This is a genomic window from Novosphingobium sp. HNCC26BN242 (assembly GCF_057180525.1).
Window position 1 is genome coordinate 1,334,587 of record NZ_JBXUGM010000001.1, and the last position, 25,071, is coordinate 1,359,657.

The 25,071-nt window shown below is 61.8% G+C and carries 21 protein-coding genes; 13 read left to right on the forward strand and 8 right to left on the reverse strand.

All coding sequences use genetic code 11. The annotated features are described in order from the left end of the window. The first annotated feature begins 171 nt into the window (after positions 1 to 171). Genes AC2A1F_RS06260 through AC2A1F_RS06275 form a run of 4 tightly spaced genes read left to right on the forward strand, consistent with a single transcriptional unit; the run spans position 172 to position 3,585 of the window. Positions 172 to 864, forward strand: a complete 693-nt coding sequence (locus AC2A1F_RS06260; RefSeq protein WP_484207873.1) for a TetR/AcrR family transcriptional regulator — start codon at positions 172 to 174, stop codon at positions 862 to 864. Continuing rightward, positions 861 to 2,063 carry a CaiB/BaiF CoA transferase family protein gene (locus AC2A1F_RS06265; RefSeq protein ID WP_484207874.1) on the forward strand — a complete coding sequence of 401 codons (1,203 nt, stop codon included), beginning with the start codon at positions 861 to 863 and terminating at the stop codon, positions 2,061 to 2,063. Before AC2A1F_RS06260 ends, AC2A1F_RS06265 begins: the two co-directional genes overlap by 4 nt. Beyond that, positions 2,060 to 2,434, forward strand: coding sequence for a Zn-ribbon domain-containing OB-fold protein (locus AC2A1F_RS06270; protein WP_484207875.1), 375 nt, complete (start codon positions 2,060 to 2,062; stop codon positions 2,432 to 2,434). Before AC2A1F_RS06265 ends, AC2A1F_RS06270 begins: the two co-directional genes overlap by 4 nt. Then, positions 2,434 to 3,585, forward strand: a complete 1,152-nt coding sequence (locus tag AC2A1F_RS06275) for a thiolase (RefSeq protein ID WP_484207876.1) — start codon at positions 2,434 to 2,436, stop codon at positions 3,583 to 3,585. The genes AC2A1F_RS06270 and AC2A1F_RS06275 overlap by 1 nt, the downstream gene beginning before the upstream one ends. A 134-nt stretch (positions 3,586 to 3,719) precedes the next feature. On the opposite strand, the gene AC2A1F_RS06280 is transcribed toward AC2A1F_RS06275, so the two are convergent. After that, on the reverse strand, positions 3,720 to 5,321 hold the full coding sequence (locus AC2A1F_RS06280) for a class I adenylate-forming enzyme family protein (RefSeq protein ID WP_484207877.1): 1,602 nt from the start codon (positions 5,319 to 5,321) through the stop codon (positions 3,720 to 3,722). Positions 5,322 to 5,611: 290 nt separating this feature from the next. Between AC2A1F_RS06280 and AC2A1F_RS06285 the strand changes: the two genes are divergently transcribed. Then, complete coding sequence (locus AC2A1F_RS06285) at positions 5,612 to 6,283, forward strand: TetR/AcrR family transcriptional regulator (protein ID WP_484207878.1); 672 nt, start codon at positions 5,612 to 5,614, stop codon at positions 6,281 to 6,283. Between the two features lie 9 nt (positions 6,284 to 6,292). On the opposite strand, the gene AC2A1F_RS06290 is transcribed toward AC2A1F_RS06285, so the two are convergent. Then, a complete protein-coding gene (locus tag AC2A1F_RS06290) occupies positions 6,293 to 7,021 on the reverse strand; it encodes a ThuA domain-containing protein (protein WP_484207879.1) in 729 nt (242 codons plus the stop codon). A 183-nt stretch (positions 7,022 to 7,204) separates the two neighbouring features. On the opposite strand from AC2A1F_RS06290, the gene AC2A1F_RS06295 reads away from it, so the two are divergent. Together AC2A1F_RS06295 and AC2A1F_RS06300 are read left to right on the forward strand one after the other, a co-directional pair. Then, positions 7,205 to 8,125 (forward strand): SDR family oxidoreductase, encoded by a 921-nt coding sequence (locus AC2A1F_RS06295; RefSeq protein ID WP_484207880.1) that lies wholly within the window; start codon positions 7,205 to 7,207, stop codon positions 8,123 to 8,125. Positions 8,126 to 8,155: 30 nt separating this feature from the next. Next, positions 8,156 to 8,914 carry an SDR family oxidoreductase gene (locus AC2A1F_RS06300; protein ID WP_484207881.1) on the forward strand — a complete coding sequence of 253 codons (759 nt, stop codon included), beginning with the start codon at positions 8,156 to 8,158 and terminating at the stop codon, positions 8,912 to 8,914. A 175-nt stretch (positions 8,915 to 9,089) separates the two neighbouring features. On the opposite strand, the gene AC2A1F_RS06305 is transcribed toward AC2A1F_RS06300, so the two are convergent. Further along, positions 9,090 to 10,436 (reverse strand): aromatic ring-hydroxylating oxygenase subunit alpha, encoded by a 1,347-nt coding sequence (locus tag AC2A1F_RS06305; protein WP_484207882.1) that lies wholly within the window; start codon positions 10,434 to 10,436, stop codon positions 9,090 to 9,092. 81 nt (positions 10,437 to 10,517) lie between these two features. Further along, positions 10,518 to 13,049 (reverse strand): TonB-dependent receptor, encoded by a 2,532-nt coding sequence (locus AC2A1F_RS06310; protein ID WP_484207883.1) that lies wholly within the window; start codon positions 13,047 to 13,049, stop codon positions 10,518 to 10,520. A 248-nt stretch (positions 13,050 to 13,297) separates the two neighbouring features. Between AC2A1F_RS06310 and AC2A1F_RS06315 the strand changes: the two genes are divergently transcribed. The 5 genes from AC2A1F_RS06315 to AC2A1F_RS06335 all read left to right on the forward strand — a co-directional run bounded on the left by AC2A1F_RS06315 (position 13,298) and on the right by AC2A1F_RS06335 (position 18,526). Continuing rightward, positions 13,298 to 13,858 carry a nuclear transport factor 2 family protein gene (locus tag AC2A1F_RS06315; protein WP_484207884.1) on the forward strand — a complete coding sequence of 187 codons (561 nt, stop codon included), beginning with the start codon at positions 13,298 to 13,300 and terminating at the stop codon, positions 13,856 to 13,858. A 29-nt stretch (positions 13,859 to 13,887) separates the two neighbouring features. Beyond that, entirely contained in the window at positions 13,888 to 14,202 is a 315-nt protein-coding gene (locus tag AC2A1F_RS06320) for a putative quinol monooxygenase (protein WP_484207885.1), read from the forward strand. Positions 14,203 to 14,206: 4 nt separating this feature from the next. Then, entirely contained in the window at positions 14,207 to 14,503 is a 297-nt protein-coding gene (locus AC2A1F_RS06325; RefSeq protein WP_484207886.1) for a putative quinol monooxygenase, read from the forward strand. A gap of 16 nt (positions 14,504 to 14,519) precedes the next feature. Then, a complete protein-coding gene (locus AC2A1F_RS06330; RefSeq protein WP_484207887.1) occupies positions 14,520 to 16,415 on the forward strand; it encodes an outer membrane protein assembly factor BamB family protein in 1,896 nt (631 codons plus the stop codon). A gap of 71 nt (positions 16,416 to 16,486) precedes the next feature. Beyond that, entirely contained in the window at positions 16,487 to 18,526 is a 2,040-nt protein-coding gene (locus AC2A1F_RS06335; protein WP_484207888.1) for an alpha-glucuronidase family glycosyl hydrolase, read from the forward strand. 140 nt (positions 18,527 to 18,666) lie between these two features. On the opposite strand, the gene AC2A1F_RS06340 is transcribed toward AC2A1F_RS06335, so the two are convergent. Continuing rightward, positions 18,667 to 19,668, reverse strand: coding sequence for a sensor histidine kinase (locus AC2A1F_RS06340; RefSeq protein ID WP_484207889.1), 1,002 nt, complete (start codon positions 19,666 to 19,668; stop codon positions 18,667 to 18,669). 88 nt (positions 19,669 to 19,756) lie between these two features. Continuing rightward, the gene (gene ybaK, locus AC2A1F_RS06345; protein WP_484207890.1) at positions 19,757 to 20,251 is read right to left on the reverse strand and encodes a Cys-tRNA(Pro) deacylase; all 495 of its coding nucleotides are present in this window, start codon (positions 20,249 to 20,251) and stop codon (positions 19,757 to 19,759) included. A 69-nt stretch (positions 20,252 to 20,320) separates the two neighbouring features. Between ybaK and AC2A1F_RS06350 the strand changes: the two genes are divergently transcribed. Next, a complete protein-coding gene (locus tag AC2A1F_RS06350; RefSeq protein ID WP_484207891.1) occupies positions 20,321 to 20,815 on the forward strand; it encodes a GreA/GreB family elongation factor in 495 nt (164 codons plus the stop codon). Between the two features lie 97 nt (positions 20,816 to 20,912). On the opposite strand, the gene AC2A1F_RS06355 is transcribed toward AC2A1F_RS06350, so the two are convergent. Together AC2A1F_RS06355 and AC2A1F_RS06360 are read right to left on the reverse strand one after the other, a co-directional pair. Further along, entirely contained in the window at positions 20,913 to 23,825 is a 2,913-nt protein-coding gene (locus AC2A1F_RS06355) for a TonB-dependent receptor domain-containing protein (RefSeq protein WP_484207892.1), read from the reverse strand. A gap of 354 nt (positions 23,826 to 24,179) precedes the next feature. After that, positions 24,180 to 25,058: an MBL fold metallo-hydrolase gene (locus AC2A1F_RS06360; RefSeq protein WP_484207893.1), complete on the reverse strand. Its 879-nt coding sequence runs from the start codon at positions 25,056 to 25,058 to the stop codon at positions 24,180 to 24,182. Between the last annotated feature and the right edge of the window lie 13 nt (positions 25,059 to 25,071).

Below are 25,071 nucleotides of genomic sequence, written 5' to 3' on the forward strand. Positions count from 1 at the left end.
CCTATCTCCCTTGGCACGCACTCTATTGCAGCCCTTGCAGAGTGCAAACAAAAAAACATGCTTGCATGCTTTTTTCGTGTGACGCATGGTGTACCCAGATATTCGACCGGCGGCTTTCAGCAAGGCCGGCACACTTGGGGAGAGGCCGTCCCAGCGGCTGACAGGAAACAGATGGCGCTTACAGCAAGGCGGTCCACGGTATCATCGCATCCGGTGCCTCCGGATCCCGCCCCGGATCTGGTTGATACCAGCCCGGGGCGGCAGATTCGCAAGAGCGCGGCCACGCAGGCGCGGCTGATAGAGGCGACGATCTCGTGTCTGGTCAAATATGGCTATGCCAAGACCGTTACCCCGCTGGTGGCAGCAGAAGCGGGCCTTTCACGCGGGGCGATGCTGCACCACTTTGCCAATGGCGATGCGCTGATTCGGGCGACCATCGTGGAACTGCACGAGCGGCGACTGAACGCTTTCCGCCGCGCCGCCTCAACCCATACCGGCGATGTGCGCGCGATGGTGCGCGGGTACTGGCAACAATTGCAAAAGCCAGGCTTCATCGCGTTTCAGGAACTGGCCATGGCCGCGCGCACGGACGAAGGCCTTGCCGCCATTCTTCTGCCGCTGCAGGCCGAATTTGCCGAGCGGTTTCAGGCGCTGGCCGGCCAACTCTATCCCGATTGGGTCAGCGAGCCTGAGCGCCTTCGCCTTGCCATGGCGCTTTCGCAAGTGCTGATGGAAGGCATGCGCATTGCCTACTTGACCGGGGCCCACCTGACCGGGGCAGCCGATGACAGCCTGATTGATCCTTTGCTGGATTTCCTTGAAATGAGCGTCATGGCACTTCGGCCCGGTGGAGAAACGGCATGAGCGGCAAAGGTTTGGGGCCACTCGCTGGCGTGAAAGTGCTGGACCTTACCAGCGTGCTGATGGGACCATATGCCACGCAGATTTTTGCCGATCTGGGTGCAGATGTGATCAAGATCGAAGGCCCGGCTGGCGATACCACCCGCGCCATCCCTCCCGGCCCGGAAGCCACGCGCGGGGCGATGTTCCTCAACGTCAACCGCGGCAAGCGCAGCCTAGCGCTTGATCTGAAGCAGGCCGTCGCGCGCGATGCGGTGCTGCGTCTGGCGGAAACGGCCGACGTATTCATCCATTCGATGCGCGCACAGGCCATCGCGCGGCTTGGCCTAGATTACGAAGCCCTGCGCGCGGCCAATCCAAAGATCATCTACGCCAACCTCTATGGCTATGGTCGCAACGGGCCGTACCGTGATTACCCGGCCTATGACGATATCGTGCAGGCCGCATCGGGCGTGGTCGATCTGCAGGCGCGGCTGTCGGGCGGCGAGCCGACCTATGTGGCCAACGTGATTGCCGACAAGGTCAGCGGGTTGACCGGAGCCTATGCCGTAATCGCCGCGCTGTTTGCGCGCGAACGCACCGGGCTGGGTCAAGAGATTGAAGTGCCGATGTTCGAAACGATGGTATCCTTTGCCAGCGTGGAGCATCTGTGCGGATCGCTGTTCGATCCCCCCCAGGGCCCGCCCGAATATCCACGCGCCACATCGCCATCGCGCCGCCCCTATCGCACCGCCGATGGGCACGTGGGCGTGATGATCTACAACGACAAGCAGTGGCAGGCCTTCTTCCGCGAACTGGGCAATCCGCCGTGGTCGCAAGACCCGATGTTCGCCACATTGCGCAGCCGCACCGAGAACATCGGCGAAGTGCTGGCCAGCGTAGCCCGCGAACTGGCCACGCGGAGCACCTCCGAATGGATGGACCTGTTCCGCCGCGCTGAAATTCCCGCCACGCCTATCGCCTCAATGGCTCAGTTGCTGCACGATCCGCATCTGGTGGAAACCGGCTTCTGGCAAGAGCGTGAGACCGAGGCCGGGCGTTTGCGCTATCCGGGCATTCCCACCACTTTCTCTGAAACGCCGGGCGCCATCGGCGATCCCGGCCCGGTTCTGGGAGCAGACAACATGGCCATTCTAAACGAAGCCGGGTTTACCCCTGACGAAGTGTCCGCACTCGTCGCCAGTGGCGCGGTGATATCATGAGCGGTTCCGCGCAACACTGGGATGCGGCCTTGGCCGAAGGGCGCTTCCTGCTACAGCGCGCGCCCGATGGAACCGCCGTGTTCCCTCCGCGCGAACATGCCCCCGGCACGGGCGCACCGCTCGAATGGATCGAAGCATCGGGGCACGGCACTGTCTATTCCGCCACATGGATTCAGCGCCGCCCGCCCGAAGCGCCCTACAACGTCGTGCTGATCGATCTGGCCGAAGGCGCACGGATGATGAGCCGCGTCGAAGGCGTGACGCCCGAAACGCTGCACATCGGCATGGCCGTGCAGGCGCGCATTGCCGAAGGACCGCTGCTGGTGTTCGATCCGGTAGAAAATTGGCCAGTGAACGAAGGACAAGCCTGATGGGCGACCGTTTCCCCCGCGCCCGCACGGCCGTTGCCGGTTCCGCCACCTTTGGCGTGGGCGAAATGCCCGGCTACTCCGCGCTCGAAATTGCGGCCAATGCCGTCCACCTCGCGCTGGCTGATGCAGGCATTGGCCTGCCGGAAGTCGACGGCCTGTTCATCGCCCTGCCCGATGATCTGTTCGGTGGCCTTTCACTCGCCCAATACCTTGGCATCCACCCGCGCTTTACCGACAACAACCGCGCAGGCGGGGCCTCGTTCATGAGCCACCTGGTGACGGCCGTGATGATGCTCGATGCCGGATACCTCGATTGTGCGGTGATCGCTTATGGCGCGAACCAGCGTTCTTCAGGTGGCAAGCTTTCCACCCCCGCCCGGCCAGACCGGTGGGACGCACCCTATGCGCCGATGTATCCGCTGTCGTTCTATGCGCTGGCCGCCGCGCGCCACATGCACCAGTACGGCACCACGCGCGAACAACTGGCCGAAGTGGCGGTGGCAGCGCGGCTATGGGCCAATACCAACCCCGAAGCTTTCGCCAAAGGGCCGCTGACCATCGAAGATTGCCTTGCCGCGCGCATGGTCAGCACGCCGATTTCGGTGCGCGATTGCTGCCTGGTCACCGATGGCGGCGCGGCGCTGGTGCTGACCCGCATGGACCGGGCGCGCGATTGCCCGCAGCCGCCGGTGCCGATCCTCGGCGCGGCGGCAGCCACATGGTACAATTCGCTCTCGCAGGCAGAAGATGTAACCATCACCGCCGCTGCCGAATCTGGCCCGCGCGCCATGGCCATGGCGGGCGTGACGCCTGCGGATATCGACACCGTCCAGCTCTACGATGCCTTCACGATCAACACGATCCTGTTCCTCGAAGACCTGGGCTTTTGCGGCAAGGGCGAAGGCGGCGCGTTCGTCTCAGGCGGACGCATCGCGCCGGGCGGATCGCTGGCGGTCAATACCAACGGCGGCGGGCTTTCATGCTGCCACCCCGGCATGTACGGCATGTTCGCCATGACCGAAGCGGTGCGTCAAATGCGGGGGGTTGCGGCGAACCAGATACCGGGTGCGAAGGTTGCGCTGGCCCACGGCAACGGCGGCACGCTTTCAGCACAGGCCACGGTGATTTTCGGCAGCTCGGATACGGCGTAAGCTGTTTTTACTTTTACCCCAATCCGCTCACCCTGAGCTTGTCGAAGGGTGCTGGCGCAACGGTTGGGCGTGATGCTTCGACAAGCTCAGCATGAGCGGGGTGGGTGTATGGCAGGAGTTAACACCGCCCCCCCTCAAACCCCTTGCAACTCCGCAATCAACCCATCGCGCAGCCGGAACTTCTGAATCTTCGACGTCGACATCGGCCACTCGCTTACCACACGCACATGGCGCGGGATCTTGAAGCTGGCGAGCTTGCCTTTGCAGTGCGCGATCAGCTCCGCCTCGGTCACGCTGGCACCATCGGCAAGTTCCACGAAGGCGGCGGGCACTTCAACATAGCGGTCATCGGGCAGGCCGACGACTTGCGCCAGCGTGACCGCCGGGTGCGTCTGCAGCATCGCCTCGATCTCGGCAGCTGCCACGTTCTCGCCGCCCACTTTCAGCATATCCTTGGTGCGGCCATGGAACATCACGTTGCCGCCTGCATCGATCGATCCGATATCGCCGGTATAGAACCACCCATCGCGCAGCGCTTCGGCGGTCTTTTCAGGCGCGTTGTAATAGCCTTTGAGCATGTTCGGCCCGCGCAGCACGATCTCGCCCCGCTCACCAGCGGCACAATCGCGCCCGGTTTCAGGATCAACGATGCGCATTTCCCATTCGTTCAGCGGCGTGCCGCAGCGCTCGGTGCGGGTTTCGTAACTGTCGGACAGGCGGCTGGTCGAGACGGTGCCCGCCGCTTCGGTCAGGCCATATGTTCCCACCTGAATGGTGTGCGGCATGGCGGCCTTCACCGCCTCCTTGATCCACGCGGGCTGCACCGCAAAGTTCGAATTCATCACCCGCAGCCGCGAAAGATCCGTCTGGGCAAAGGTCGGGTGCGTGATCAGATCCTGCATGATCGTGACGAAGCTGGGATAGGCAATCGTCGCGCCTTCGCGGCCCAGCATGTTCAGCGCAAGGCCCGCATCGAAATGCGGCACGGTCATGTAGACGCCGCCCAGATCGAGGATCATGATCATCGGCAGGATGCCCGCGATGTGGAAGATCGGCAGCGGCGACCACACCTTGTCCGCGCTGGTGCATTCATAGCGCCGACCCAGATTGCGGCTGTTGCCCACCTGCCCCCGGTGCGAGATCATCGCGCCCTTGGGGCTGGAAGTGGTGCCAGATGTATAGAGAATCATCGCCGTGTCAGCAGGATCAACCGCAGCCATGCGCGCGTCCAGCACCGCATCGTCCACACCATCAGCACGCGCCAATGCGGCAGAGAGTGGCAGCATCGAAGCCGAACAGACTTCGTCGAGCGAGATAATCGTGCGCAGCAGCGGCGCTTCGGGAAGGTTCAGTCCGGCGCTCGCCGTCTGGCCCGACATCGAAGGCAGCGCCGCGGCCACCCGCTCGCAGAAATCGAGCGAATCGGTGAGCTTTCCGGCGGTGATCAGGACGACCAGATCGGCATCACGCGCCAGATAGGCCAATTCCTGCGGCTGATACCGCGCGTTGATTGGCACGGCGACAGCGCCTGCCATGGCAATGCCACAAAACGCTTCGATAAATTCCACACATGTCGGCATCAGCAGGCCGACATGCTGCCCCGGCTCCACCCCCAGCGCGATCAGCGCGCGCGCCCAGCGGCGAGCGGCGGCATCCAGCGCGCGATACGTCAGCCGCCGGTCGGGAAACACGATGGCTTCGTCATCGCCAAAGCGCGCCGCAGAACTTGCGATCATCGCACCTATGGTGTGGATTTCGTGACCGTTTTCCATGCATCCCCTAATCGTTCTGGCCATAGCCCTTCGGGCTATGTCGGCGGACCTTGCGAAAGCCGGTGCCGTTGTTATGTCGCAGTGAATATCGCGGCACTGCAAAAAAGACAATCATATCTGTCTTTTTTATGCCTGCCGGTTCACCTTTTTTGCACGCTTCACCGCCATTCTTGCCCAATTGTGCAAGGGCGCGCTATGGCAGCAGGCCGAACCGGCGATTTCCCTCTGCGCACACAGAATCAGGCTTACGAAAAATGGCACTTTCCCGCACCCGGATTGCACGCCCCGTCCGGCAACCCCGCCCCGCAAACGAAGCCGGGCGTGAAAAGGGGCCGCAATTGCAAGCCGCCAAGGCCGCGCAAACCCGTGCGCGCCTGATCGAAGCCACCGTGCGTTGCCTCGTCAAATATGGCTATGCCAATACCACCACGCCCAAAGTGGCCGAAGAAGCGGGACTATCACGCGGGGCGATGATGCACCACTTCGACAATGGCACCGCACTGATCAAGGCGACTATTGCCGAACTCCACGAAAAGCGTCTGCGCGCCTTCCGCCGGGCGGCTGACAAGCCGGTCCATGAAGTGACCGATCTGGTTGAAACCTATTGGCGGCAGCTGCAGAAACCAGCGTTCATCGCCTTTCACGAACTGGCCGTGGCCGCCCGCACCGATGCCGATCTGGCCAGCATCCTGAAGCCACTTCAAGATGAATTTGCTGAAAAATTCAATGCGCAGGCCGAACAGCTCTTTCCTGAATGGGCGAGCGCGCCCGCCAACTTTGCGCTGGCGATGACCTTGTCACAGACCTTGCTTGAAGGGATGGCGATCAGCGTCCAGACCGGCGGCATGGATGCGCAGAAGGTTGAACCGATGCTCCGCCATCTCGAATCGCAAATCGCTGCGCTGGTCCCTGCTGCGCCTGTTTGAGCCGGTCGGTCAGATTTGGCCGAAGCCCCAGCGGATTCCCCGCCGCAACAGCTCGTAAAACACCGGATAATTCCACGCACAGCGCTGCGGATGCGGCCAGAACGGGGCCACTGGGGCCAGATCATAATGTCCCCGGCAATGGCCGAGCGTGAGGTACAAGATCGCCCCCTCACCCACGCGCCGCTCATACAGCACGGGCACTTGGGCCTCATCCCAATCGGAATCGCGGAATTCAGGGCAAGTGCCGGTAAACGCGGTGTGCAGCAGCACGTCGATATCGCTGCGCGGGCGGGTCAGGTAAAGTTCGTCCTCCACGCGGAAAGCGCGCAGGCCTTGTGTCATCGGGTGGTCGCCGCGTGTCACCTCCACCTTGAATGGCGCAATGGGCGGGTGTCCGGCAAACTGCGTGCCCAGCAGGTCCATGAACGCGGGCGCTTCATCGGGCGTTTCGCACACGCCATCCTCGGCGAATCGCAGCAGGGCATTGGTGCCATGCAGCGCCAGCCAGCGCCCGCCGCCTGTAACAAAGGCGCGCAATGCCGCGGTCTGCGCTTCATCGGGCACCACATCGCAGGTATAGCTGATAAGCAGACTGGCTGCAGAAATAGCAGCGGTATCGGCATAATCGGTGGAAACCGTTGTGCGGATCTGCGCGTTCTCTGCCAGCAGCTTCAGGAGTTCGAGCCGCGCAAAATCGATATCGTGATACTTCCCCGACGCTACGAGATGGGCCTGCATGTCGTTCTCTCTCCCGCCAGTTCAGGCTGCAATGATGCCCGTGCTGTTAAAAAACACAATCAAACGTGTTTGTCTTTTTTATTGCATCGGGCTAACCTGTGAGGCAACGGTTTTCGGCTGGATGCCCGGCAAGGGCGTATCCTGTAAATACAAACGAATGACCGATCCACGGGGGAAGAGCCTTTGACCGCGTCGAAAACAACTGCACCGCGCATCTTCCGTCCTGAACCGGGTGATCCGGGCCGCCCGCGCCGCGGGCTGGACGATGATTCGCTGGCGCAGCAGGCCAGCGTGTTTCGCGAAGACCTGCTGGCCGGGCATACCATCCTGATCTCTGGCGCTGGCAGCGGCATGGGCAAGGCTGCAGCGTTCCTTGCCGCGCGGCTTGGCGCAAACGTGGCGATTTGCGGGCGTGATGCGGCAAAGCTGGATGGCACCGCATCGCTGATCCGCGAACATACCGGGCGCGATGTACTGTGCCAATCCACCAACATTCGTGATCCCGATGCGGTCGAAGCCCTGATCGGCCGAGTGCATGATCACTTTGGCGGGCTGGATACGCTGGTCAACAATGCCGGTGGCCAATTCCCGCAGGACGCGATTGATTTCAGCCGCAAGGGCTGGCTCGCGGTGATCGACACCAATCTCAACGGCACCTGGTGGATGATGCAGGAAGCCGCCAAGCGCTGGCGCGAGGTTGGCAAGCCCGGCCATGTGATCAACATCGTCGCCAATGTCGAACGTGGCATGCCGCAAGCCGCGCATACCTGTGCCGCCCGGGCGGGCGTGATCTATTTGTCCAAGACGGTTGCCACCGAATGGGCACCGCACAACATCCGCGTCAATTGCATCGGCCCCGGCGTGATCGAAACCGAAGGTTTCCGCATGTATCCCGAAGAGGCGCTGGCCCGCTTTCACAAGGCCAACCCGATGAAGATGCGCGGCAATGCCTGGGACGTGGCCGAAGCCATCGCCTATCTGGCCTCGCCCGCCGGGCGCTTCATCAACGGGGATCTGATGATCATCGATGGCGGACAGGCCCAATGGGGCGTGATCTGGCCCGCCGGAATGCCGGACTACTTTTCAGAAGACGGCGCAGCCTGAAACAACACGATAGCAAATCGGGAGAGAGATATGGGCCGGGTTGAAGGCAAAGTGGCGCTCGTTACCGGCGCAGGATCAGGGCTTGGTGCAGCAGATAGCGCGGCACTGGCGCGCGAAGGCGCAACCGTTGTCGTCACCGATGTGAACCTTGCTGCGGCACAGGCCGTGGCAGACAGGATCGGCGGCGGGGCCATCGCCATGGCGCACGATGTGTCGAACGAAGAGCAGTGGATCGCGGTCATGGCCGAGATCGAAAGCCGCTTCGGGCGGCTCGATGTGCTGGTCAACAATGCCGGGGTCGTGCTCAGCGCCGATGTTGAGGATACGTCGCTGGAGAAGTTCCGCTGGGTCAATTCGATCATGACCGACGGTGTTTTCCTGGGCATGAAATACGCCATCCCGCTGATGAACAAGGGCGATGGCGGATCGATCATCAACATGTCATCGGTCGGTGCGCTGCTGGGCTACCCGATCTTCTTCGCCTATTCCGCCGCCAAAGGCGCGGTGCGATCGATGACCAAATCGGTGGCCGTGATGGCGCAGGTCAAGGGCTACAAGATCCGCTGCAATTCGGTCCACCCCGGTGCCATCGAAACGCCGATGGTGCAGGAAGCCGAAGGCCGCATTGGTGAAGCGAAGGACATTCCCGCAGGCGTCCTGCCCTTCGGCACGCCCGGCCACCCCGATGATGTGGCGGCACTGGTCGTGTTCCTCGCTTCGGACGAATCGCGCTTCATCACCGGCGCCGAACTGGTGATCGACAACGGTGTGACGATCCGCCCATTCTGAAGGGTGGAGCCTGGACCTGCGCCAGATGCGCTCACCAGCCCATCCACCACCATCGTCATCCCGGGCTTGACCCGGGATTAGGCTTTTCTTTCAACGTCGGAAGAAAGCGGGACCCCGGGTCAAGCCCGGGGTGACGGAGGAGTAGGACGAGTGCGAAGCGGCCGCGAGCCGCCCCCTACCCCGCCATCAACCGATCCAGCTCGGCATGGAAGTGGCGCAGCCGCCCTTCCTGCTCGCTCCACAGCGGCCCCTTGAAGCCGCGTGAATGCGCGCCCTTCTGCACCACCGGCAACAGATCGCTGTCCTGATCGAGCACTTCGCCAAGGCACGGCGGCTCACCCAGCTTGGTGTGGACAATCTCGGGCCGGGTGCGGCCAGACATGTCCACTTCTGAACCCATGCCCATCCACGCCGGCGCGCCATATCCGGGCGCATCGACATGGCGATAAAGGATGCAGGTGTCATAAGTGAACTGGTTCGGATCGGTCGCGTGCGGAATGAACCGGTGCAGGAACACCGCTTCGGGGTGGCAGCCGATCTGCACGTTCGGAAAGATCGAATAGACCACCGAATCCGAAAGCTGGCTATCGCTGAACCGGTCATAGCGCAGGCCCAGCTCGTCAGACCGGAGGCGCTTGGCCTGCTGCACGGCGGCGCGGGTTTCGCGCGCGGTGCCGCTGAAGGTTTCAGGATCGACGCCCGCATCGCGCAGCATCATCTGAATGCCGGGATTGACGCCTTCCTGATCGCCATAGCGCGGGCTCGGCTGCGCAAACGGCACGAATTGACGGCTAAGGCCGCCTTCCCACAAATCTATCTGCGTGCGATCATCCATCAGGCCCTGCGTTTGCGGATGCACCGCATGCAGGTGATAGATTTCGGCAAAGGCATCCACCCCGCCCTTCCAGTTCGCGCCCCAGTCTGAGCGGCGATGCTGGACGACATACATCTGATCGATTTCGTACAGTTCAAGCTGCGGCAGGATCGGCCCCAGAAATTCCTTCAGCGGCTTGATGTCCGGGTCCATCGAAATGAACACCAGCCCCGCCGCCACTTCGCACCGCACCGATGAAAGGTCGGTGCCATGGCAAAGCACTTCGGGGCGGAAGGTTTCGGCGTCGGTCACCGCAATGTTGGTGCCGTCCAGATCGAATTTCCAGCTGTGGAACGGGCAGGTGAACCGGTCGAGCGATCCGAAATCACCCATCACCAACTGGCTGCCCCGGTGCGGGCACACATTGTAGTGGGCGTGGATCGTATCATCCTCGCCGCGCACTACGATGAAGCTTTCCGGGCCGATATCGAATTTGAAGAAATCGCCCTCTTCGGGAATGTCCGATGCAGGCCCAGCCAGCAGCCAGCTGCGTGCAAACACGCGGTCCCATTCGGCGCTGGCAAAGGCAGGGTCGGTATAGCGATCAGGCCCCACGCGCCCGGTGCCATTGTCGATCCGGGGGGCGCGGTCGTTGAACGGGTGGTGGGCTCCGGTGTGGATGTCCCACAGGTCGAAATCAGTCTTCATGCTCAACTCCTGTTGGCAGGAATGGCCGCACCCATAAGGCGCGGCCATCTGGTACTGGTATCATTCCCCCCGCAAATCGGCTCAGGGCCCGCGGAACTTCACGCCCACTTCTGCGCCGAAGTAGCGCGGCGCGCCGAAGTTCGAGTTGAGCCACAGGCCCGCCACGTTCTGCGATGCAATGCGATAACGCTCGTCGGTCAGGTTGCGGCCCATCACGCGGACGTAATACTTGTTGTCCACTTGCGAGAGCGTGAGCGAGGCGTTGACCAGCGTGCGCGCGTTCAGGAACGTGTTGCCCAGCGGATCGTCAATCGCCTGCGTGTTCAGGTTGCGGCTGGTATAAGCAGCCGAGGCATTGGCCACGAACTTGAACTCGCTGCTGACCGGCACTTCATAGGTGCCATCCACAGTCCACTGCCACTTGGGCGCGCGGTCCAGCGGCGCAGTGGCAAGGTCATAGCCCGCGCCCGGCGCGGTATAGCTGTCATAAGCCGCATCCTGATAACCCAGCACGCCGCGCAGCGTGAAACCTTCAAACAGGCGCGCGGTTGCTTCGGCCTCAAGCCCCTTCACCGTGGCACTGGCCGCGTTGACGAAGATCGTCACCTGGTTCGACTGCCCGTTCACCACGATCGGCACGTTGAGCTGCTTTTGCAGATCCTTGTACTTCACATAGAACCCGGTGAGGTTGAAGCGCAAACGGCGGTCAAACAGCTCAGTCTTGACGCCCGCTTCATAGCTGTCAGCCGTTTCCGGGCGCGTTGCACGAGCTGCGGCGCGGAACAGGTCCACGTTGGTGCCAAAGGCTGCAAAGCCGCCGATCTGGTCGTTGAAGCCCCCGCTCTTGAACCCGCGTGAATAGGTCGCATAGGCAAAGATATCGGGCGTCGCCTGCCAGCCAAGGCTGGCGCGCCATGTGGCGCGGCGAGCGCGGTCATCCACGCGGATCACGCCTGCGGGGAACTTGAACACGCTGGCATCCAGCGCGTCATCGATCTGGATCGAAGGATCAAACCCGCCGTTCAGTTCAGGAATGAACACCTGCTGGCGGCCATACCATTCCTTGTCTTCCCACGTGTAACGCGCGCCTGCGGTAAACGTGATTTCAGGCGTGATCTTGTAAGTGCCTTCGGCAAAGGCCGCCTTCGACCGCGACTTTTGCGCATTGCACAAGATATAAGGCGTATCGTTCCAGTTGCCGAACGGCAGCGGGCCGGATGTCAGGTCAAGGAAGCCGAGCAACTGCGCCACGCAGAAGTCGATGGTTTCACGCTGGTAGAACCCGCCCAGCACCATATCGAAATTACCGCCGAAATCGGTGGCAAAGCGCAGTTCCTGCTGGAAGGTCTTGCGGTTGTCGTCGCGCGTTGCGTCAAAGATCGACAGCGGCTGACCGTCTGCCGCAATCGGCACTGCGCCCGCATAGGAGTTCGGAATGCGCGATTCCTGCCGGCGCCAACCGGTGACCGATGTCAGCGTGCCGAAATCGAAATCGATGTCACCGTTAAGATAGATGCCATCCACCGAAATGCGCTGGCCATCGCGCATCTTGATCAACCCATCCTGACGATAGCTGACCGCTGCATTATCAAGCGGATCGTTGCTGTTCGGGTTGGGGCGCACGGCGTTCAACACATCTGTCAGGAACGGCGTATTACCGGTGTAAAGCCCGTTTTCGTTGACCGAAGGCACCGTCTCTGATCGGTCCCGCAGCCATTCATATTGCGCCAACAGGCGGATGCGGTCGGTCGGCTCCCACAGCAGTTTGGCGCGCAAGTTGACCACGTCCTTGCCGCCTGCGGATTCCCCATCAAGGCAGCCCGAAACGCCGTTGAACTTGCTCGTCGTCACCGGCGCGGTCACCGGGCCATAGCAGGCCCCGTTCTTGTAAAAGCCATCGCTCTTTTCCGCGCCGCCAACGATCCGCAGAGCAAGGTTTTCGCCAATTGGCACGTTCAGCGCAGTCTGGAACCGCTTGGTACCAAAGCTGCCGATCTCTGCCCGCGCATCCACGCCGACAGCACCCAGTTCAGGGCGCTTGGTACGCACGGTAACCGCGCCGCCTGTGGTGTTTTTGCCAAACAGCGTGCCTTGCGGCCCGCGCAGCACTTCCACCTGCTGCACATCGAACACGTCGAGCAGCTGGGTCTGGACCGAGGACACGACGAAATCGTCCACGAGCACCGCCACCGGTGGTTCGAAGTAGACGATGATCGAGGTCTGGCCGACGCCGCGCATGGCAAACGATGCGGCGTTGAAATTGGTGATGGTGTTGGCCGAGAAGTTCGGCACGAAGGCTGCCAGATCGCCCAGATCGCGCGGGCTGACCTGCTGGATCAGGCTGGCGTCAACAGCGGAAACCGCCACTGGCGTTGACTGAAGGTTTGAATCGCGGCGCAGCGCGGTGACCACGATTTCGCTCAGCTGCCCTGCGTTGGTGGCGCTGGTCCCATCGGTCGTTGCTTCCGTTGTCGATTCCTGTGGCGCAGCCTGCGCTTCGTCCGCTGCGACCGCGGCGTTTGCATAGGCTGGGGCCGACAGGATCGTTGGTGCAAGGGCTGCTGCTACAAGGGCGCAAGCGGCAGTCGACCGCCGCAGATAACTGCTCAACATCCGTCTCTCCTCATTCCCCGCCATCCTTGCGAGTTGCCCTCAAACTAACTCCAATCCGGCATATTGCAAGCAGACATGTATGTTTTTTTATTGTGTTGCACAAAGGGCATGTCAGGCCGGGTTTGACGGCACGGCGGGCCCAGCGAAAAAGCCGCGACTTCCCATACATTCATGATTGTTTTTATGGCATCCCCGGGTATCATCGTATCACGACACGGCTCGCAGAGGCCCGACGGGAGAGCAGAACCATGGCCGCAGTTCAGGCCGAACTTGAGGCGAGAATCGCCCGCCTCGAAGCCGAATCACAAATTCGCCAACTGATTGCGCGCTACAGCTTCGATATCGATGATCGGCGGGTTGAAGCGGTGCGCGAACTGTTTGCCGAAGATGCCGTGCTGCGTTCCGCCGATGGAGTCATGCACGCGCGCGGCGTAGATGCGATCATGGCGCAGTTCGACGGCCGCTTTGCCGTTCTCGGCCCCGGCCATCATGTGATGCATGATGTGCAGATCGATTTTGAAAGCGATACTGCGGCGCGCGGACGCGTTTCGGGCCATGCCGAACTGTGGCGCAATGGGCAGATGATGGTCGCCGCCCTGCGCTATGATGATTACTACGCCCTTACCCCGCGTGGCTGGAAGTTTGCCGAGCGCGTGATCGGTTTCCTCTATTACGTGCCGGTCGATGCCTATCCCGGCATTCTGGGCCGCCCGGATCGCAACCACGCTTATCCAAAGCCCCTTCCCGCAGACTTTCCCGAACGCCTGCCGGACTGGGTTTCCTACCACCAGTCTCACGCACCTGCGTAGCCCCGCCTCATCCATCAGGAGCGCCATCGATGGCATTCAGTTTCCTCTCCCGCTTCCGCATTGCCGCTGGCAAGGAAGCCGAATTCGTCAAACTTGCCCGGCAGATGGAGGCGCTCGCCGCCGATGAGTCCGGCACGCTCAGCTATCAGTTCTATGCTCTTGCAGAACCCGGCATGTTCGCAGTCTACGAACGCTTCGTCGATGAAGCGGCGGACAAGGCGCATGGCGAATACCCGCATAACCAGCCACTGATCACCGCGATGATCGCCTGCATGGACGGCAGCTACACGCGCGAGCTGCTCTACGATCTTCCCGACATTTCCCCTGAACCCGAGGCTGAGTAACCCCATGGCCAAGAAAAGCTTCATCGCCCGCCTGCGCACGCGCCCGGAAAAGCGCGAAGAGTTGATTGCGCTGCAGACCGAACTGAAACGCCTCGTCTTTGCGCAGGAACCCGATGCGCTGGTTTACGAGCTGTTCCAGTCGGAAACCGATCCCGATCTGTTTGAATGCGTCGCCACGTTCCGCGATGAAGCGGCCTTCGATGCGCACATGACCATCGATTTCCATGATCGTCTGGTGCCGCCGATCCTCGAATGTCTGGCCGAAGACATGACCATCGCTTTCTACCGTTCGCTCGATTGAAGAGAGAGCATTTTCGATGACGCTTTCATTCCGCCGCATCGCTACCCTTTGCCTGCCCGTGCTGGCAGCCGGGGCCATCGGATCATCGCTGCTGAACGCCGCCCCGCCCGAACGGATCAAATCGACTGACGATCTGCAGGTCTACGATACCCCGCGCATCGATCCTGCCACCGCGCCGGGCCGTCCGCTGTTCGAACAGCATTGCGCGATGTGCCACATGGGCGGCGTGCCCAAGGCGCCCAGCCCCGCGTTCCTTGCCATGGTTGCGCCCGATTCCATCGTGCAATCGCTGACCGATGGCATCATGCGCACCCAAGGCGCAGCGCTGACCGCGCAGCAGAAAATCGAGGTCGCCGAATACCTGACGCGCACGCCCTTCGCCTCATATCAGCGCCCCGCCCCGCCCAAGCAGTGCACCGGCTATGCGGCCCGCATGGACATGGCCGATGTGCCCGCCCCCATCGGCTGGGGCCACGATAACCGCCGCTTCGTGCCCGCCAATGTCGCGCAGTTGCCAGCAGCGGATATTCCCAAGCTCAAGCTCAAATGGTCCTTCGCCTACCCGGCCTCAAACCGCGCGCGCTCGCAGCCCACGCTGGCCTGGGGCACACTGTTCGTCGGCAGCCAGGACGGCACCGTCTATGCCTTTGATCCCGATACTGGCTGTGCCCGCTGGACCAACCGCCTCAGCGCCGAAGTGCGCACCGCCATCGTGGCCGATGCCGAAAACAAGCGGCTCTATTTCGGCGATCTGCTGGGCAAGGTCCACGCGCTCGACGCGCTGACCGGCAAGGAACTGTGGGCGGGGCGCATGAGCGATCATGCCGATTCCACCATCACCGGCACGCCCACGCTGGGCGGTGGGCTGCTCTATGTGCCCGTCTCATCGCTCGAAGTGGTGCAGGCCGGAGACTCCGCCTATGCCTGCTGCACCTTCCGCGGCTCGGTCGTCGCGCTCGATCCGGCAACGGGCCGCGAAGTATGGCGCGCGTGGACGGCGGGGGAGCCCAAGCCGTTCGGCAAGACCGCCTCGGGCACGCCCATCATCGGGCCCTCCGGCTCGCCCGTATGGAACAGCCCCAGTTATGATGCCGCAACGGGTCGCGTCTATTTCGGCTCGGGCGAGAACTACTCCTCCCCCGCCGATTCCAGCTCTGACGCCATCTTCGCGGTCGATGCGCGCACCGGCAAGGAACTGTGGCGCAGGCAGTTGACGCCCAAGGACGCGTGGAACGTGGGCTGCATGGTCGGCAACGATTCCTGCCCGGTCGAAAACGGCCCGGACTATGATTTTGCCGCATCGGTGCTGATCATGCCCACCCCCACGGGCGGCACGATCCTCGTCGCCGGGCAAAAATCGGGGCAGGCCACCGGCATTGATCCCGAAACCGGCAAGGTCATGTGGCAAACCCGCGTCGGCCACGGCGGCACGCAGGGCGGCGTCCACTTTGGCATGGCCGCAGAAGGCAGCACGGTGTTCGTGCCGGTCAACGATATGGCGGAAACTTATGACGCGCGCGTCTATGACGCAAAGATCCGGGGTGCCGGTATCCACGCGCTTGATGCCGCCACCGGAAAGGTGCGCTGGTTCACCCGCGCGCCAGACAAGTGCAAGGGCGCCAAGTTCTGCGATCCGGGCATTTCCGCCGCTGCCACCGCCATTCCCGGCGCAGTCTTTGCAGGCCACCTTGATGGCATGTTCCGCGCCTATGACAGCAAGACCGGCCGTGTGATCTGGCAGTTTGACACCACTCAGCCCATGACCACGATTGATGGCAAAACCACCAAGGGCGGCAGCATGAGCGGCCCGGGCGCTGCTGTGTGGAAAGGCAAGGTCTTCGTCAATTCGGGTTACGGCATGTACAGCCACATGGCTGGAAACGCGCTGATGGTGTTCGAAGCCGCAAAGTAATCGCTGCGCTGATTGCCCCGCCACACCCTTCATGATACCGCTATCATAAATCAAGGTTGAGGATAGCGGGAATGAAGGGTGTGGATTGGCGCAACCGTTTGGCGCGCTGGCTGGCATTGGCACTGTTCGCCTTCGGCACAGCCCATCCCGTCCGCGCCGATGAAGGCTACAGCTTGTGGCTGGGCACGGCAGCGCGTGAGCAAAGCGGCTCGGTGGTGGAAGCAAACGCCACCTCGCCCACCATTGCGCTTGCCATCACAGAGTTGCGACAAAGCCTGCCACGCCTACCCTTCGCAGTAGCGCTCACCCGCACTGACGACCCGGCGCTCGGCGATGAAGGCTATGCCATCCGCCAAGGCAACAACCGGCTGCAGATCACCGCGCAGCGCGATATTGGCCTGCTCTACGGCGCGTTTGCGCTGATCCGCCACATCCGCACCGGCGGCGATCCGCGCACTGTCAATCTTGCTTCCAATCCCGCCGTTCAGTTGCGCCTGCTCAACCACTGGGACAATCTCGATGGTTCGGTCGAGCGCGGCTATGCCGGGCAATCGCTGTGGGACTGGTGGACGCTGCCCGACCTGAAAGACCCGCGCTACGCCGATTATGCGCGCGCCAATGCCTCGCTTGGCATCAACGGCACCGTGCTCAACAACGTGAATGCCAGCGCCGACAGCCTGACCGCGCCCTATATCGCCAAGGCGGCGGCGCTGGCCGATGTGTTCCGCCCCTATGGCATTCGCGTATATCTTTCCGCCCGCTTTTCCGCACCGAAAGAGCTGGGCGGACTGCCCACCGCCGATCCACGCGATCCGCGCGTGGCCGCATGGTGGCAGGCTAAGGCGGCAGAGATTTATCGCGTCATTCCCGATTTCGGCGGTTTTCTGGTCAAGGCCAACAGCGAAGGCCAGCCCGGCCCACGCGATTATGGCGCAACCCACGCCGATGGCGCGAACATGCTGGCCAACGCGCTCAAACCCTATGGCGGCACGGTGCTATGGCGCGCCTTCGTTTATGCCGATACCAACCCGGATGACCGCGCCAAGCAGGCCTTCACCGAGTTCAAGCCGCTCGACGGCCAGTTTGCCGAAAACGTGATCGTGCAGGTCAAGAACGGACCCATCGATTTTCAGCCGCGCGAACCGGTCCACCCCCTGTTCGGTGCCATGCCCAAAACGCGGCTGGCGGCTGAATTCCAGATCACCAAGGAATACCTGGGCTTTGCCACGCACCTGGCTTTCCTTGGCCCGCTGTTCGAAGAAGCGCTCGATACGCCCACCGGCCACCGCCCGGGTGAAACGGTGGGCACATCGCTGACCGCCATGGCAGGCGTTGCCAACATCGGGCGCGACCGGGACTGGGCGGGCAGCACCTTCAATCAGGCCAACTGGTATGCGTTCGGCAGACTGGCTTGGGACCCGTCGCTATCGTCAGAAGCCATCGCCCGCGAATGGGCCGCGCAAACCTTCGGCACCGATCCCGCCCCCACCGGCACCATCACCGGCATGATGATGCGTTCGCGTGAAGCTGTGGTCGATTATACCGGCCCGCTCGGCCTTGCCCACTTGTTCGCCACCGATCACCACTATGGCCCCGGCCCGTGGGTTGATGATCTGGCCCGCCCCGAATGGAACCCGGTCTATTACCACCGCGCCACCCGCACCGGCATCGGCTTTAACCGCAGCGCGAACGGCAGCAACGCCGTTGCGCAATACGCTCCGAAAATCGCCGCGCGGCTGGCCAAGCCCCAAACCACCCCGCCCGAACTGCTGCTGTGGTTCCACCACCTGCCGTGGGACTACGCCATGCCCGGCGACACAACGCTATGGCACGAACTTGCGCGCCGCTATGATCGCGGCGTGGCGCAAGTGGCCACGCTGCGGCAAGACTGGGCCACGCTGCGCCAGCACGTCGATCCGCAACGCTGGGCCAAGACCGACGCGCTGCTTGCCATCCAGCACCGCGAAGCCCGCTGGTGGCGCGATGCTAGTCTGGCTTACTGGATGTCGGTACACGGCCTGCCCCTGCCCGCCGGATCACCGCTGCCAGAACATGATCTGGCGTGGTACAAGGCGCAGCGGTTCAAGCATGTGCCGGGAACGCCGCATTAGATTGCCAAAACGAGCCTGGCCTTACTTCCGTTCGTGTCGAGCCCCTCGGCATGCTCGGGATAAACTTCGCGCCAAAGGCACGAAGTCGATACACCGTGCTGAGGCTCGACACGAACGGACTGGGTTTACAGACTTGCTTCTTACCCCGCCAACCGTGTCCGGCTCATCCGAAGGGTCACGATCAGGCCCGCTTCGGCCCAATCATAATCGATTGAGCCACCCAGTTGGCCCGAAATGCTGCGCCGCACCAGCTTGCTGCCAAAGCCGCCAGGACCATCGGGCGCTTCGACCGGCGGCCCGCCATGTTCGGTCCAGGTCAGCACAAGATCATCACCATCGGTCACACTCGCTACGTCGAGGGTTCCGACCGGCGTAGACAGTGCGCCGTATTTCATCGAATTGGTCGCCAGCTCATGAATGATCAGCGCCAGCCCGGTTGCGGCATCCTCACCCACGCCCATGCGCTCCACTGCCACACGAATGCGGCCCTTGAACGCGCCTTTTTCGTCATAAGGCGCGAGCAGCAGCGATAGCAGATCGCCCAGCAGCGCGGCCTGCCCCTGCCCGTTCGGCAGCGGGCGGACCAGATCGTGCGCACGGCCCAGCGCGGCCAAACGCTCGGTCAATTCGCGCGCCATCTCCTCGCACGAGCCGGCAGAGCGCGATGAAATGGCGGTCAGTGCCGAGGCGATGGCCAGCAGGTTCTTCACCCGGTGGCTCATTTCGCCCGCCAGCAGTTCGTGTCCCTCTTCGGCCTGCTTGCGCCCGGTCACGTCAAGGAAAATGCCATACATCGTGCGCCCGACGATGCCCACATCCTCCCCCTGCCCGCGCGCCGCGATCCAGCGCACTTCATCGCCGATCATGATGCGAAAATCGGTTTCGTAAGGCCCCAGGATCGATCGTGTGGCGGTGAATGCCGCCCGCACCCTGTCCCGGTCAGCCGGGTGGATATGTGCGGAAAGCTTCTCGAACGTCACATTCTCGTGATCGGCAACGCCCCACAACGCAAAGCCCACATCGTCCATCGTGAAGGCGTCGGTATCGACATTCCACGCCCACAGCGCCACTCCGGCCGCAATGACAGCACGCCGCAACTGATCGGGCTGCCACTGATAAGGCTCTGGCTTGTGGGCGACCAATGGAAATTCCGAATTTTCTTAAAGGACCTATACCCTACGCGCTTGCCCATCAGGTCACCAGCGATATCGCAGCACGTGATTTCGTTCGCTATATGTTTCCCCGGGGAAACACTGCCGCGATATCCGCCACAACCGCGCCAAGCACGCGCACCGCATCTGTGCCCGCGACCAGCACCTGCAACCCGCGCTGCCCTCCGTTCAGGAACACCGCGTCCCACAGCAGCGCTGTTTCATCGATCACGCATGGCACGCTGCGCATTTGTCCAAACGGGCTGATCCCACCGATCTTGTAGCCAGTCAGCCGTTCGGCATCGGCACGGGGCATCATTGCCGCCGACTTTGCACCCAGCGCTGCCGCCACGCGCTTAAGCGAAATCTCACCATCCGAAGGCGCAATGGCGCAAGCTGGCTTCCCATCAGCCAGCACCATCAGCGTCTTGAACACTTGCGCCGGATGAACGCCCAGCGCATCGGCGGCGGCGCGGCCGATGCTGGGGCTTTCGGGATCATAATCATATGTGCGCAGTTCAAAGCCCACGCCCGCCTGTTCGAGAGCCTTCGTTGCGCGGGTGATCTGTGCCATATCCGCGGGTTTGTTGCAGACTGCCCGGCCGAATGCCACCGCAGAAATCCGCTGTTGGAGACAATGAGAATGAGTGTCGCGTTCCGCCGTGAAGGCGATGACGAACATATGGAGCCGAAGTTCGAGATCCCCATTCCCCCGGGTCCGAATCTTGTGACCCCGCGTGGGGCAGCGCAGATTGCGCAAAGGCTGGCGGAGGCCGAAGCGGCGCTAGAGGGCGTGAGCGATGAAGCCGAGGTCAAGAAGCTGCGCCGCACCTTGCGCTACTGGAGCACGCGGCAGGCAACGGCAGATGTGCAACCTGCACCTGCTGGAGAGACGATCGTGTTTGGCTGCACGGTCGGCCTGCGCCTGAACGGGAAAGAGCGCTTCATTACCATTGTTGGTGATGACGAGGCCGATCCGGCAAACGGCCTGATTGCATTTTCGGCCCCGCTGGCCCGCGCCATCATGGGCGCTGAGGTGGGCGAATTGCTGGATTTTGGCGGAAAGGCCGAAGCCATCGAAGTGCTTGCCATTCGCACAGCGCAAATCGGTGAGAATGGCAGTTACGTGATGGGGTAGGCTGGTATCAGGCGTGCTTCGACAAGCTCAGCACGAGCGGATGTGAAACCAAATCCGCTCATCCTGAGCCTGTCGAAGGATCAATTCAGACCGATCATCACATCTTGATGCGCGCACCTGCATAAAGATAGCGGCCCACAAAGCTGATCGGATAGGTCGTATCGAACCGGTCGGGCTTTTGATTCCAGATGTTGTTGCCGCCGAAGTAGAAGTTGAACTTTTCGCCCACATCAAGGCCAACCTGCACATCATGCTGCCAGCGCGCCTTGACCCGCAGGTTTTCAGGCGCGGCGATATCCGGGTTGGCGGCCAGCGTTTCCAGTTCATACCGGCGGGTGGAGCTGAACCAGCTGATCCCGTAGTTCACGGTCACCGCGTCCATCTTCCACGTGATGTCGCCGGTGGCGTTCCACTTGGGGAAGTAGCGCTCTTCCCGGTCATCGTCGATCTGCGCGCCGATGGTCGGGGTGAATTCCAGCCGGTCAAGATACCCGCCGACCAACGTGAAGCTGAATGCGCCCATCTTGTCGGTGCGGAAGCTGTAGTTCAGCTTGAAATCTGCACCCGCCGTGCGGAAATTCGCCACGTTCACCGGCTGCAACAGATAACCCGAGATGAAGCCTGTGGTAGGCGAACGCGTGATGTTTTCGCAGAACACGTTGTCTAGGCTGGGCTGATCGACGCACAGTTCGGCAATCTCTTCGGCATCCGGCGTGTTGATCGCGTTCTTCAGCCGGATGTCCCACCAGTCAAACGAGGCTACAAGGCCCGGGATGAAGCTGGGGCGGACCACCACACCGGCTGTCCAGGTGCGGGCGGTTTCTTCGCGCAAGTTGCGATTGCCACCGATGTTGCCAGGCAGGCTGACTGTGGCGGTCGGATCGTTTTCAGGATTGAACGCCAGGATCTGTGCCGGCGTCAGCCCCGCATCAGCCAGCGTTGCCTGACAGTTGGCCGCGCGGAACTGTGTGCCTTCGGTGATGAACACCGGATCGCACGGATCGCCAATGAACGAAAACGTGCCGTTGCTGGGCTGGAACAGCTCGGTAATGTTCGGTGCGCGCACGGCTTCGGACAGGGTGGCCCGGAACGTCACATCGCGGATCGGAGCATAAGTGCCGTCGATCTTCCACGTGGTGGTCTTGCCCACGGTGGAATAGTCCGACAAGCGCAGCGCCGCGCCGAATGAAAGATCGTGCGCAAACGGCATTTCGCGCAGCAGCGGCACCGAAAGCTCGGCAAAGGCTTCCTTCACGTCAAATTCGCCGGTTTCGGGAAGCTGCGTCGAGAAATCGGCCAGCGCGCCCTGCTGCAACAGCTGGTCAGGCACGAAGCTGCTCGATTCCTTGCGGTATTCAGCGCCAAGCGCAAAGCCGACCGGGCCACCGGGCAGTTCGAACAGCTGGCCAAAATCGCCCGAGATGGCACCCGAGACGACATGCTGGCGCAGGCGTGAGCGGTTGTTGATGTCCGCATTTACCCAATCGAGCGCGGCCTGGCTGCGCACGCCATTGCCCAGAAGATTGAGCGGAAGACAGCCACTGCCCGCACCGGGGGTGAAAGTGGTGGCACCATCGGCCGAAGCGGGCGTCAGGTTGGAACGGCAAACGATATTGCCGGTGGCCGGATCGCGCACCGCATCGATTGCCGCGGCGTAGCGGTCGCCGATGCGATAATCGGTCAGCAGAATGTTGGCCTTGGTCTGCCCGAACACATAGGACAGGTCATAACGGGCGTGATCGGAGATACGGCCTTCGAACCCACCGACAAGGCGGATCGTTTCACGATCATTCTGTTCACCGCGCACGCCCAGATCGAAGTTATCGCGCGATATCAGCGCGCCTTCGGCAATCGAGCGGATGCCGCCAAACCGATCTTCAAGATAGGCATTGTCAGGGGCAAGGAACGTAAAGAAATCAAACGACGGCTGGCCCAGCGTGAAGGTGCGGTTCTTGACGTACTTGCCTTCGAAGTAGAACGACACCGCGTCGCTGAAATCATAGTGCGCCAGCATGTTCACATTGTGAACGCGGTTATAGGCCTGCAGATCGCCTTGATATCCGGCCAGCGGCGTGCTGTCGCCGCCCTGGGTCAAACCACCGGCCGAGGCCAGCAGACGGCCCCGGTCATAGACTTTGCCTGAGCCGGTAAAGTCGGGAATGCAAGTTCCGATCGTGAAGCATTCGTCCACATCGAAATCCAGCGCGCCATCCACCGAACTGTCGGCATAGCGCAGGTTGTTGGTGGGCACGCGATCGGGCAAGTTGGGATCGTCGGGGATATCGTTCTGGTTGCGCACAAGGCCAAACGCGCGGTCGGGGTTGCCGATGTAATCGCGCGCCGTGCTGCCCACACGATCAATCTCGCGGAATTCATAGGACAGCGCAATGTTGCCGCGGCCATCGGCAAAGTTGCGGCCCACGGTAATTGCGCCGATGCGCTGCCCGGCATCACCAAGGCTGGAAATGCCGATCTGGCCGCTGGCTGCCAAGCCTTCGAAATTGCGCTTCAGGCGGAAGTTGACCACGCCCGAGACGCCATCGGCACCATAGATGGCCGATGCCCCGCCGGTCAGCACGTCAACGCTTTCGATCAGATCGGTAGGGATCGTGTTGACATCGACCGAGGCCGAACCCGACAGGCTCGACACATGGCGACGGCCATTGACCAGCACCAGCGTGCGGTCTTCACCCAGTCCGCGCAGATCGAGCAATTGTACCCCAACGCGGCCAAAATCGGCGTTGGAACCCGATGTGCGCGCGCCCGACAGCGAATTAAGCAGGGCCGGATTCTGGGCCAGCGTTTCCACGATCTGGATGTTGCCAGCCTGCTGCAGCGTTTCTGCGGTGACCGTCACCAACGGGTTGGGCGTGGCATAATCCGCGCGCTGCTGAATACGGCTGCCGGTAACGACAATTGCTTCGGGCGCGCTATCTTCCGATGCTTGCGGCGCGGCGGGATCAGTGATCTGCGCTTCCTGCGCGATGGATGGAACAGCAAAAATCGACATCACGCTTGCGGACAGTAGCATGGCTGAACGGAGTGAACTTTTGTGAATCATGGCACGTCCCTGATTTCGGTTTATTCAGAAAATGTTAGTGGATGGCAACTCGCTTCGACAGGCCGATAGGTCAAGATTGAATTAAACGGAAGTTGGTATACAATGTAACGATATGTGATAGAGTGTTGCACACATGCAACATCGATTGTTCCGCTTTGGAATAGAAAAAGGCCCGCTTTCCGTAGGGAAAACTGGCCTTTTCAAAAGTGGGGATAGGCGGCATCTGGTCGGACGATATTTGCCGTCCTCAACAAATCCCCCCATTGTCAAAGAGGGTGTAAATTGACGGGCTTGTCCGCTGAATTATTCGTCCCATGGCGGAATTTCGCCCGCGCCGACTTGGCTGGAAATGCCCAGCAGGAAGCCGCCATAGACTTCGGTGGCATTGGGGTATTTCTCGGCCATGATCGCGGCCAGTTCCTTTGATGTTTTGCTGCGCGCGCGCGCATCGACGAAGGCCTTGATGTAGCCGCGCGTCCACGCGATGCTCATGCTGTCATCGGGCAAGCCGGGCCGGGTGTGCCCCGCCACGATCCGCACCGGGTTCATCGCCTCTAACCGGTCCAGTACCTTGAGCCATGCGTCGTAGTGTGTCGGACCATGTTCGCCGAGCCACACGTAGACACCGTTGTACAGGATATCGCCCGCTATCAGCGTGCGCGTTTCGGCGTCCCACACCACGGTGGAATGAACATGATCGCCCTGCATCGGCCCCAGCACCTGCAGTTTGTGGCCTTCAAGGTCCACGCTGTCGCCGCTCATCGCCATGGGCTGTACCGGGCGCTTGGGCGCGTTGATGCCCAGTTGCCCGCTCCAGCGTTTGAACTTGATCGGGATGGACTTTTCCATGTCCTTGGCGGCCACCGGATGCGCCACGATCCTGGCATCGGGAAAGGCATCCTGCAGCACGTCCAGCCCGAAGAAGTGATCGGGGTGATCGTGCGTGATGATGATCGCCTTCAGCGTCTTTCCGCTATCGAGAATATCGGCCACCACGCGCAGCGCATCGGACCGGGCAAAAGGCACATCGACCAGCACCGCCTCCTTTTCGCCGGTTACCAACGTGACATTGGCGACCATGCTGACCGGGCTGGTGGCGATAACCTTGTAATCCAGCGGTTTGGCTTGTGCGGCGCTGATAGACAGCGCGGTCGCAGCGAGCAGTGTGAGAACTTTGCGCATGAACAGTCTCCCG